The organism is Pedobacter rhizosphaerae (genome assembly GCF_900111155.1).
Classification (GTDB): Bacteria; Bacteroidota; Bacteroidia; order Sphingobacteriales; family Sphingobacteriaceae; genus Pedobacter; species Pedobacter rhizosphaerae.
The window spans coordinates 1-10915 of record NZ_FOGG01000064.1 but is presented as its reverse complement, the minus strand read 5'-3'; the positions used below and the strand labels follow the sequence as shown (position 1 = coordinate 10915).

Genomic DNA, 10915 nt, shown 5'->3' with positions numbered 1-10915 from the left:
AAGAAAGGCGAAGGTAGCCCTGGAGGTGACTGACAAGAGCTTTTGCTCCACTAAAAAGCTATGGTACTTCGGCTTGAAACTACATGCGCTGAACAGTCATAATAAGGATACCATCCCTTATCCAGAAAGTATAGTCATCAGCAAGGCTTCTGAAAGCGATCTGGCCATCTTCAAGGAAAACTGGTCATCAATTGAGTCAAAGTCCTTTTTTGGGGATAAGATTTATCGAGATGAACCCTTTTTTAGTTGGCTGTACAAAGAAAAGGCATCAGTAATGTTCACTCCAATCAGAGAGACACAGGGGAAAGCCGATTGTCTGAAGAATATGGATCGTGCTCACAAAGACCTCTTTTCCAGAGCAGTGTCTACCATAAGACAGCCAATAGAATCCTTCTTCAATTGGGTAAATGAAAAAACTCAGATCCAAAATGCAAGTAAGGTAAGATCAACAAGGGGACTACTCGTACATATATTCGGAAGGTTGACAGCCTGCTTCCTAAAACCAATTTTTAACCCTTAATTCGCATTACTAACAACTACAATAGTATCAAGTATTTAGTATCGAGTATCAAGACCGGCCGTTTTAACCACCTAAGGTGCCTAAGTACGTTTGGCGATCTGCTTTAAGCACCATAGGCTTCGGACCCCCGACCCCTGACCTCGGACTTTTTAGTATCAAGTATTTAGTATCAAGGACCAAGACTGGGTGTCGGAGGAGCAAGGAATAAGGAGCAAAGAAAAAAGACCAAATGCAAAAAAAGCTTATACCAATATCGTATGCAGGATAGGCACCTTGTCTAAGTACTAACGACTGGAATAAAGTATCAAGCTTCTAGTATCAAGTATCAAGACTGGTATAACGAGCAAGGAATAAGGAGCAAAGAATAAAGACCAAATGCAAAAAAAAGCTCATACCAAGGCCGGAAGCAGGTTAGGCACATGTCTAATTACTAACGACTAAATACTAACTACTGCAACAAAAAGCTCAATGCTAAACTACTGCAATAGTTTTTACAAACTTCCTGTTAAGGCAACCAAAAACTCAGTTGGTATTTCAATATGTGGAATATGCCCGCAAGCATCAAATTCAATGATTTTGGCATTCGGAATTTTTGCTGCGGTTTCTTTACCTAGAAAACGGTATTGGCCATGTATGGCTTGTTGATCTGGCGTAAGTAAGCCTTTTCCTACAATGGTTTTGTCTTCTTTGCCAATGAATAAAACTGTTGGCACCTTGATGTTATTGAATTCGTAGCAAACTGGCTGCTCGTAAATCATGGTAAATGTCATTGCGGCTACCTTTGCCCAGGTTGGATAATCAGCACTGAAAGTAACCCCAGCCGCTACATTCACCAGGCTTTCATATTCGGGTTTCCACAAGGTGAAATAAGAGCTCTGGTAATATTTGCGAACACTTTCGGCAGTCGTTTTTAATTCTGTTTGGTATTGTTGCTCAGTGCTTACATAAGGCACAAAAGTTTTATAATCTTCTAGTCCTATTGGATTTTCGAGTAACAATTTTTCTGTCTTATCAGGATACAGTAGGGCAAATCGTGTAGCCAGCATCCCGCCCATACTGTGGCCCAGGATAACGGTTTTTTGTATGCCTAAGGTATCTAACAGTTTTTTATTCCAGCTGGCAAGCTGATGAAAACTGTAGTGGATAAAGGGTTTTGACGATTTGCCAAACCCAATTTGATCGGGAACAATTACCCGGAAGCCATTGTTGGTAAGGGTTTTGATCACCTCTGTCCAGTAATAACCACCAAAGTTTTTACCGTGGAAAAGCATTACTGTACGGCCATTTGCTGTACGAGTAGGGGCTACATCCATATAAGCCATTTTAATATCCTGCCCTTCTGTATGTAGAGGCAAATATTTAATTGGATATGGATATTTTACATTCTCTAGCGTGATAGAAAGGGTATCTATTTTTTCAGCTTGAGCCTGCGTTAAGATAATTAGGGAAAGGGTAACTATAAATAAGAATTTCTTCATCATTAATGGGTTAATAACTGATATCAAAAGGTAATCGGCCTAATTTAATATTTAATTTATATTTTTCGCCCAACATGATAGATTAAAAACCATGCCTTTTTTGATATCCAGCTCATAATAAGAACAGTATGCTGGTTATTTTGTGAGATTAAGCATGTAAAATGATGAACAGCAATAGTTAAGCTAAAATTTTGTGCCAGTAACATATCTATATTTAATTGATTGGAATAAATAAAAATGATGTGTAACAGTTTGGATTAAAGAATGGAGCAGTTTCGTAAAACCTATGATCAACTCTGGGCTTCCCGATGTAAAATTGGGCAAGGTTGTAGAGGGAGAATATATTTTACCCTCCTAATTATCAAAAACTCTTCAATAAGCTACACTAACGTTATTTTTCGACTGGCTGAACCTTTCATTGAAAGTATGTACTGAAGATCATTCGGATTGCTTAATACAGGCTTGGTGTTTTTGTACCCTAGTTGCAAAATTCTCTCTTTCCCAATCACTCCTTTGTAAAATATCCAATTATTCTGAGCTACATTGAAACATCCTTAATGTGCAGATTGTATGTTTGTAATAAAACACGAAAAATGGATACTAAATGGGCATATTTATTAGGTAGAATGGCAATTGGGCTCAGTTTTTTTGGACATGGATTGGTTCGCTTGCCGAAGTTGAATAGCTTTAGTGAATGGATGGTCGAACAGTTTTCAAAGTCATTATTACCCGAAACACTGGTTTTACCATTTAGTTATATTTTACCCATTGCAGAGTTTATTGCCGGTTTGATGATTATTCTTGGCTTATTCACCAGGCTGGGGCTTATGTTGGCTGGCTTTATATGTTTAACCTTAATTTTTGGCACAACCCTGATAGAAAATTGGGAAGCCCTGCCTTCTCAGCTCATCCATGTTGCATTTTTATCCGTATTATTAACTTATTTGCCTCATAACCGTTATGCGGTTGATGCGATTATCAAAAAATAACAACATTTACCTTTATCTCTAATAATATAATGTCGAAATTATTTTCTCCTTTAAAGTTAAAGGATGTGACTTTTAAGAATAGGATAGTCATTTCTCCAATGTGCCAATATTCGGCTATTGATGGTTTTGCCAACGATTGGCACCTGGTACATTTGGGTAGCAGGGCTGTTGGTGGTGCGGGATTGATTATCCAGGAAGCTTCGGCGGTTACGCCTGAGGGGAGGATCACCTCCTCAGATTTGGGGATCTGGAAAGATGAGCACGTAGAAAAACTGAAGCAGATTGTTTCCTTTATACATGCACAGGGTTCTGTTGCCGGTATTCAGTTGGCTCACGCCGGAAGAAAAGCCAGTTGTGCAGTACCCTGGGAAGGTGGAGAGCAGATTGCCGAAGGAGAAAATAGCTGGCTCCCTGTTGGGCCTTCCCCTGTTCCATTTAAGGAGGGGCAGGTAATTCCTCATGAGCTGAGCGTTAAAGAGATTCAAGAAATTGTAATGGCTTTTAGGGCTGCAGCCCAGCGGGCTAAAGATGCAGGTTATCAGGTTGTAGAAATCCATGCAGCCCATGGTTATTTATTGCACGAATTTTTTAGTCCTATCAGCAATAAACGCACTGATATATATGGTGGAAGTTTTGAGAATCGGATTCGTCTGGTTATTGATGTGGTAGAAGCCGTACAATCGGTATGGCCAGAGAACCTCCCTTTATTTGTACGTATTTCGGCTACCGATTGGGTAGAAGATGGCTGGAATGAAAACGATTCAGTTCAATTGGCTGCGGTATTAAAAGATAAAGGCGTTGATTTAATAGATGCTTCTTCTGGTGGCAATGTGCCGGATGCCATTATCCCGGCAGGGCCAAATTACCAGGTTCCTTTTGCCGATAAGATTAGAAATGAAATTGGTATCAGAACGGGTGCCGTTGGGATCATTGTTGATGCACAACAGGCTGAAGATATACTGGAACAGGAAAAGGCAGATCTGATTTTTATCGCCAGGGCTTCTTTAAGAGATGCTTACTTCCCTATGCATGCTGCACAAGCCTTAGGTGATGACCACGAATGGCCTAACCAATATGTAAGGGCAAAAAGAGGTTAGTTATTGGGTTGTGCGCTAAAATATAACGCACAACCCATAACTTTTAATTATTTCAGTAATGTAAACGGCACATACAATCCGAAAGTGATATTTCTACCTGGGTTGTAGATGCCAAGTGTTGGATCTTCCTGGCTTAAGCGGCCTGGTTTGTATCTGCTTAAAGCATCATAATATTTCTGATCGAGCAAATTGTTTGCTGATACCGACAACCTAACAGGCTGCTTACCTAAATTAAAGGTAGCGCCAATACCTGCGTTTAATAAGGTATAACCACTGGTTGGCGTTTCAAAAACCTCATCTACACGACTTTGCTTAAAGGCAGAATTGATTCCTACAGATAAATATGCATCATTCGTTCCTTTAATTTTAGGTTCAAAACGTAACTCATTTCTCAATGTACCGGCAGGGATAAATGCCAACGGACGATTTAAGGTGTTGTTTTGCGCATGTACATACCCAAAGGTATTTTCGAAGTGAATAAATGGAACCGGGTGGATGGTTAAAGTGGCTTCTGCACCATATAAGTTTGCATTCACTTGTCCGTAGCGGTAAACCGGATAGTCACTTCCTTCTGCATTTATCGTTTCTCCATTATTGGAAGCGTAAATGAAGTTGTGTACATAGTTATTATAGATACTTGCACTTGCACTAACAATTTTACCTTCGTACTCTAAAGCAGCATCTACCTGATAGCTGCGTTCAGGGCTCAAATTCGGGTTCCCGATTTCATAACGGAAAGTGCCTTCGTGAACACCATTAGAGCCTAACTCAGCAGGATTTGGTGCTCTAAATGCAGAACCCGCATTGGCTTTGAAATTCCATTCATCATTAAACTGATGCGTAAAGCCCAAAGCACCACTAACATTTGAAAACTTATTCTCGAAAGGAGCAAATTGCTCTTCATCTTCTACAAATAGTTGCTTGCCGTTGTTTTTACGGAAATCATAACGGGCTCCAATGCTCAGGGTATTGTTCTCCCAGTTTTTCTTTATGTAGGCAAAAACTCCTAATCCATAAGTGTCGTAATCGGGAATCAGGAATTCATCAGTCGCTTTGTTTTCACTGTGCCCGGCATCGGCACTTAAGCCAAAAACCGGTTGCCATCCGTTGCTTTCGTATAAATAATATTTTAAATCGGCATTGTAACTCTTTAAATCAAAGAATAATGCTGGTTCAGGCCCGTCTTCTAATTCCCGGCGTTGGTTCTGCTGATACCCAAAATCGGCTTTTAAATTACCATTGCCGAGGATGAAGTTGTTGTTTAAAGCAATTTTAAAATGTCTGATATCCTGACGGGGATAATCTAAACTTCTGCTTTTAAAATCGGAAGATAAGAACGGATCGCCATCCTCTTTAAGAAAGTTCCCATTTGCATCTAGCGCAGGATCGTAAAAACCAATGTTATTTCTGAAGTTGGAAACATTTAAGTGTGTGTAGCCCCAGCTTTTATTTAAACCAACCATACCACTTAAATCGGTTTCATTAAATCCGGAATTAGGGAAATATCCTGTTGGTGTTTTAAATGAATAAGCATTTTTGTAGGTTCCTCTGGCCCTCCAAACAAAGCCATTTTCATTTCCTGTTAGCATTAAAGAATTCGCTGTTAAGCCATTGTTGGTAGAATAATTGGTTACCAACTCGCCTTTAATTTGTCCTTCAGGCGCTGTGCTCGGCTCAAGCAGGTTAATTACGCCTCCCAATGCATCAGAACCATACATTAAAGAAGCAGCTCCACGAAGTACTTCTACCCGATCTGATTTAAACTGATCGATTTCGATTCCATGTTCATCCCCCCATTGTTGGCCCTGTTGCTTAATTCCATCATCCAGGGTTACAATTCGGTTATAGCCCAATCCCCTGATTACAGGCTTAGAAATAGATGGGCCTGTGGTTATTTGAGAAACACCGGGAATTTTGGCAATAGCATCAATTAGGTTGCTTGCAGGCTGCAAAAGCTGATCTTTACCCAATACAGCAGAAGAGGCACTGTTTCTTTTACTCGTACTACTAATGAGTGCTCCGGTAATCACCACCTCACGGGTTTCTATCGCCGTTGGCTGCAACTCAAACTCAACCGTATTAATGGCACTGAGGTTAACAATTTTTGTAGCCGTTTTATAGCCGATATAGTGCACCTCAATTAAATAAGATCCCTTAGAAGAAAGGTTCTTAATGGTGAATTCTCCATCATTATTGGTGATGGCCGTAACTTTCAAATCCGGAATAAAAATAGTGGCACCAGGCAGTGTTTGTTGGGTACTGGCATCGGTAACTTTTCCTTTAATATCTTTCAAAACTCCTGCAAAAGCAGTATTGAATAATAAGGTATATAGAATTACAAAGCTAAATAGCTGTAATTTTTTCATAATATGATCGTATAAAATAGTATAGCATACGGCCATCAATTCAAGAAGAATGATTAGCCCTATTAAATTGGATGATTGTAAAAAGCGGAGCAAGAATATACTCCTAAAGAAAGTTATGCTAATGCTGGTGGACCCCGTAATGAGGTACGTTTAAGGGCTACATAAGCACTTTTTAAGGTAGGCTCTGTGCGGTTGAAAATTTTTGCCGAAAGAAAAATTCTGTAAATGTGGTAAACCTGAACATAGTTTTTTTCAAAACTGGCATTACAGATCAAACAATTATCGCCATGCGCTTCAACGTGGGTTAAATGTTTACAGTTTACTTCCTTTTTTATGGGAATTTCCTCGTGGTGGTGTAAAACACTCCAGGGCGTTAGGGCAATAGCAAAAACAACCAGCATAATAACTGATAAATATTTCTTAATATTTTGTCTTTGCATTTTCAATTGGACAAAAGTAACAAATCCTTGTCAAATCTATATCTTTGAAAAGTAACATTGCTTTTATTTAGCGGGTGATGTGGAGTTTAGCGCTTAATTTTAATGCCAATGTATGCAATGAATTTCCTGAAGAAAAATATTTTCAATGTATTGTTTGTAGCCTTCCTCCTGGTGATTGTTTTGGTGCCAGATGCCAAAGCTTTGTTGTTAAAGGGACTGATGCAGATTGGTTTTTATCAGCCCAATGTGTCAACGCAGGAGAAGATGTTAAGCACGAACCTGGAAGGAATTAAGTTTAAAAATGTTAAAGGCGAACTGGTAGATCTTGGCGATTTAAGGGGAAAAGTGATCTTTCTGAATTTCTGGACCACCTGGTGCCCGCCCTGCCGGGCCGAAATGCCTTCTTTGAATAAACTTTACCAAACTTTTAAAACGGATAAAAGTATCGTTTTTATATTCGCTGATGCCGATGGTGAACTGGCCAAAGCTTCAGCATTTATGCGGGAAAGAAAATATGAACTTCCTGTTTATCGTGTGGAAAGTGAAATTCCAGAGCAAATTTTCAAAGGAACCTTACCTACCACTGTTATTTTTGATAAAGAAGGTCGCCTGTCATTCCATCATGAGGGGATGGCGAATTACGCAGATCAAAAAATCATCGATTTTCTACGTAAATTAAAAGGAAACTGAACACGCGATTAATTAAATCTCAATCTTCATAACGCCTTTTGCGCTGATCAAACAGCTAAATTCTCAAAACTATTTTTTTTGTTACAATTTGTCTCGCTTTTTTTGTTGTAATCGCAAAATGTTGTAAGTTTAAAGTTTTTTAAGCGGAGTAGCTTTTAAAAATTTTATTCTGATTAATGTTACGTGTAGATAGCTCAAAAAACTGTAAAGTGGTGTACTCCTTGTGCAAACATGAGTATTTGGGCTATTTAATTGAACCCCATGTAGTTCAGCTAAATCCCCACGGCGATTTTTCCTTTACCTATCAAAGAATTTTTACGCATACCGCGGAAGAATTCAATGCCTGCTTAAGCGAAATCGACTACAAGCTGATTAAGATATTAGATGATATTGAGCAGGATTCCCTGATTAAAAAATATTACAAGAAGTTAATCCGGCCTACAGAGTTCTTCGCGAAGATTTTCGATGATAAATTCTATGAGAATGTTCGTCCGAAAATAGAAAAAAAATTAGCTGAGGCTTTAGAGCTGCTAAAGGTTAAAGACGAACTTTATTTGATGGATAAAGACGGTTGGCCCGTGGAGCGCAAGATCGAACTGGCAGCAGAACCGGCATCTATCCTTTTTCATTTTAGGAGAAATGAGACTGAAACCCGCTATTTCCCAACCATCAAATACCAAAATCTGCGTATTGAGTTCATGTTTAAGGATGCGCAGATCATTAGCAATAAACCCGCCTGGTTGTTGTTAAATGATGTGCTCTATTTCTTTGACCAGGATATTGAAGGGAAGAAGTTGCAACCGTTTTTGAACAAACGCTACATTGCCATTCCGAAAACGACTGAAGCTACTTATTTTGAGAAATTTGTAGCTCCACTTATTGAGAAGCACCACGTATATGCAGAAGGGTTTGAGATCAGGACTGAACAGTTCGAGGCCATTCCTATTATTAAGGTATTGTATGTGGATGGAGGTTTATCTCAAATACAACTCTATTTTAAATACGGTGAATATATTTTTCCGGTAGAAAATGCACATAAAGTAACGGTAAGATTAGAAAAAATTGCCGACAACTATATTTTTCACCGAATAAAAAGATCTGCTGAATGGGAGAAAAAACAATTTAACCTGCTGCTTTCTTTAGGGCTTAAAAAAACAAGTTCGTTGTTCAGTAATCTGGAGGTTGCAGCTGATGAGGATAATCCAAGCTATGCCGCCATTAACTGGGTAAACGAGCACATTGAAATTTTAGAGGCCGCGGGTTTTGAAATTGAACAGGCAACGGGTCAAAAACGTTTTGTTTTTGGTGCATCTAAAATAGATTTAGAAGTAAAAGAAGGTAATGATTGGTTTGATATCCATGCTGTAGTTTGGTTTGGAAAATATCAGATTCCATTCTTATCGTTAAAACAACATATTCTTCATAAAAAGCGAGAATTCATTTTGCCAGATGGCGAAGTGGCGATTATACCTGAAAAATGGTTTACGCAGTACGGCAGTTTGTTCAGTTTGGCAGAAGCTGGAAAAACATTGAAGCTGAAAAAGCATCATATTGGCTTAATCAATGATTTAGCTGAGGATAGTTTAGCCAATGTTACTTTAGAGCGAAAACTGCAACGCTTATCAGGTTTTGAAGATATTGCTGATACGCAAATGCCCGTAAATTTTAAGGGCAGTTTAAGAGATTACCAAAAAGCAGGCTATAACTGGTTTAGCTTTTTACGTGAATATAATTTCGGAGGTTGTTTAGCCGATGATATGGGATTGGGTAAAACCATTCAAACCCTGGCTATGCTTCAAAAGGCTAAGGAAGACGATCAACTGGCAGAAACCCATACAACCTCCTTGATTATTATGCCTACTTCGTTAATTTATAACTGGCTTACCGAGGCTAAGAAATTTACACCAAAACTTAAAATTCTTGCCCACACGGGTACCAACAGGAATAAAGACGTAGCTAATTTTGCCAACTATGATATTGTAATTACCACCTATGGGGTAACGCGTGTTGATGTGGACGAACTGAAGAGCTTTTATTTCAATTACGTAATTTTGGATGAAAGCCAGAACATTAAAAATCCTTCTTCAAAATCATTTAAAGCTGTAAGAAGTTTAAAATCTCGCCATAGGTTAATATTGAGTGGTACCCCTGTAGAAAACTCGGTTGGCGATTTATGGTCGCAGCTTACTTTCTTAAACCCTGGATTATTGGGTACGCAGGCTTTTTTCTATGAAGAATACGTGCAGGCGATAGAGAAAAAGAAAGACGAAGAAAAAGCCCGTAAGCTACAAACGATTATTAAACCCTTTGTACTTCGCAGAACCAAGGAACAGGTAGCAGCAGAGCTTCCGGCTAAAACTGAACAGGTTATTTATTGTGATATGAGTGAAGATCAGGCTGCATATTACGAAAAAACCAAATCGGCATACCGCAATGATTTATTGCAAAGTATGGATGATGGAACTTTTGCCCAGAAGCAAGTTCAATTGCTGCAAGGCTTAACCGCATTAAGACAATTGGCGAATCACCCGGTAATGATTGATGGCACCTACGTGTCTGACTCCGGAAAATTTGAGAATGTGATTCATACCTTAGACAACGTATTAAAAGGCGGACACAAAGTTTTGGTATTTTCTCAGTTTGTAAAGCATCTGGATATTTTCAAAAAACACTTTGAAAATGAACACATTCCTTTTGCTTATTTAGATGGTGCAACCAAAAATCGTGGAGAAATTGTATCAGAGTTTCAAGAAAATAAAGACCTAAAAGTATTCCTCATTTCGATTAAAGCGGGTGGTGTAGGCTTGAACTTAACACAAGCTGACTATGTTTTTATTCTTGATCCATGGTGGAACCCTGCGGTAGAGCAACAAGCGATCGATAGAACACACCGTATCGGGCAGGATAAAAAGGTATTTATCTATAAATTCATTGCAAAAGATACCGTAGAAGAGAAAATTTTAGCCTTGCAGAAACGCAAAAGATCTTTGGCAAACTCACTAATTACCACCGAAGAGAGCTTCTTTAAATCCTTAAGTAAGGACGATATCAGAGATATATTGAATTAAGGAGTGAAGTTTTGAAGATTGAATGAGTGATTTTTGAATGATAGAATGATTGAATGTGACTAGCATAGTCTTCTAATTCCATCATCTATAATTATTGAATTTTCAATGATTAGTTAGTACACCTGCACATTCACTCATTCTAAATTCTCTCATTCACTAATTTTATATAATTATTGAGTTTTGAATGATTGATTGATTGAATGTGACTAGCATAGTCTTCTAATTCCATGCTCTATAATTATTGAATTTTGAATGATTAGTTAGTAC

8 protein-coding genes are annotated in these 10915 nt (G+C 38.6%); 5 read left to right on the top strand and 3 right to left on the bottom strand.

Annotated elements, in window-relative coordinates:
• On the top strand, nt 1-520 hold a 520-nt coding region (locus BMX11_RS23680), incomplete at its 5' end, for a transposase (RefSeq protein ID WP_139180261.1).
• A 491-nt stretch (nt 521-1011) separates the two neighbouring features.
• Here the strand turns inward: BMX11_RS23680 and BMX11_RS23675 are convergent.
• Entirely contained in the window at nt 1012-2001 is a 990-nt protein-coding gene (locus tag BMX11_RS23675) for an alpha/beta fold hydrolase (RefSeq protein ID WP_317040140.1), read from the bottom strand.
• Between the two features lie 590 nt (nt 2002-2591).
• Between BMX11_RS23675 and BMX11_RS23670 the strand changes: the two genes are divergently transcribed.
• Both BMX11_RS23670 and namA read left to right on the top strand, forming a co-directional pair.
• Entirely contained in the window at nt 2592-2987 is a 396-nt protein-coding gene (locus BMX11_RS23670) for a DoxX family protein (RefSeq protein ID WP_090889965.1), read from the top strand.
• 29 nt (nt 2988-3016) lie between these two features.
• Nucleotides 3017-4084 (top strand): NADPH dehydrogenase NamA, encoded by a 1068-nt coding sequence (namA, locus tag BMX11_RS23665; RefSeq protein ID WP_090889962.1) that lies wholly within the window; start codon nt 3017-3019, stop codon nt 4082-4084.
• A gap of 47 nt (nt 4085-4131) precedes the next feature.
• On the opposite strand, the gene BMX11_RS23660 is transcribed toward namA, so the two are convergent.
• Together BMX11_RS23660 and BMX11_RS23655 are read right to left on the bottom strand one after the other, a co-directional pair.
• Nucleotides 4132-6450 carry a TonB-dependent receptor gene (locus BMX11_RS23660; RefSeq protein ID WP_090889976.1) on the bottom strand — a complete coding sequence of 773 codons (2319 nt, stop codon included), beginning with the start codon at nt 6448-6450 and terminating at the stop codon, nt 4132-4134.
• A 113-nt stretch (nt 6451-6563) separates the two neighbouring features.
• Entirely contained in the window at nt 6564-6890 is a 327-nt protein-coding gene (locus tag BMX11_RS23655) for a hypothetical protein (RefSeq protein ID WP_090889959.1), read from the bottom strand.
• A gap of 117 nt (nt 6891-7007) precedes the next feature.
• Here BMX11_RS23655 and BMX11_RS23650 point away from each other — a divergent pair, with 117 nt between their 5' ends.
• Together BMX11_RS23650 and BMX11_RS23645 are read left to right on the top strand one after the other, a co-directional pair.
• The gene (locus BMX11_RS23650; RefSeq protein WP_090889972.1) at nt 7008-7580 is read left to right on the top strand and encodes a TlpA family protein disulfide reductase; all 573 of its coding nucleotides are present in this window, start codon (nt 7008-7010) and stop codon (nt 7578-7580) included.
• Nucleotides 7581-7756: 176 nt separating this feature from the next.
• Nucleotides 7757-10648, top strand: a complete 2892-nt coding sequence (locus BMX11_RS23645; protein ID WP_090889956.1) for a DEAD/DEAH box helicase — start codon at nt 7757-7759, stop codon at nt 10646-10648.
• Nucleotides 10649-10915: the final 267 nt, after the last annotated feature.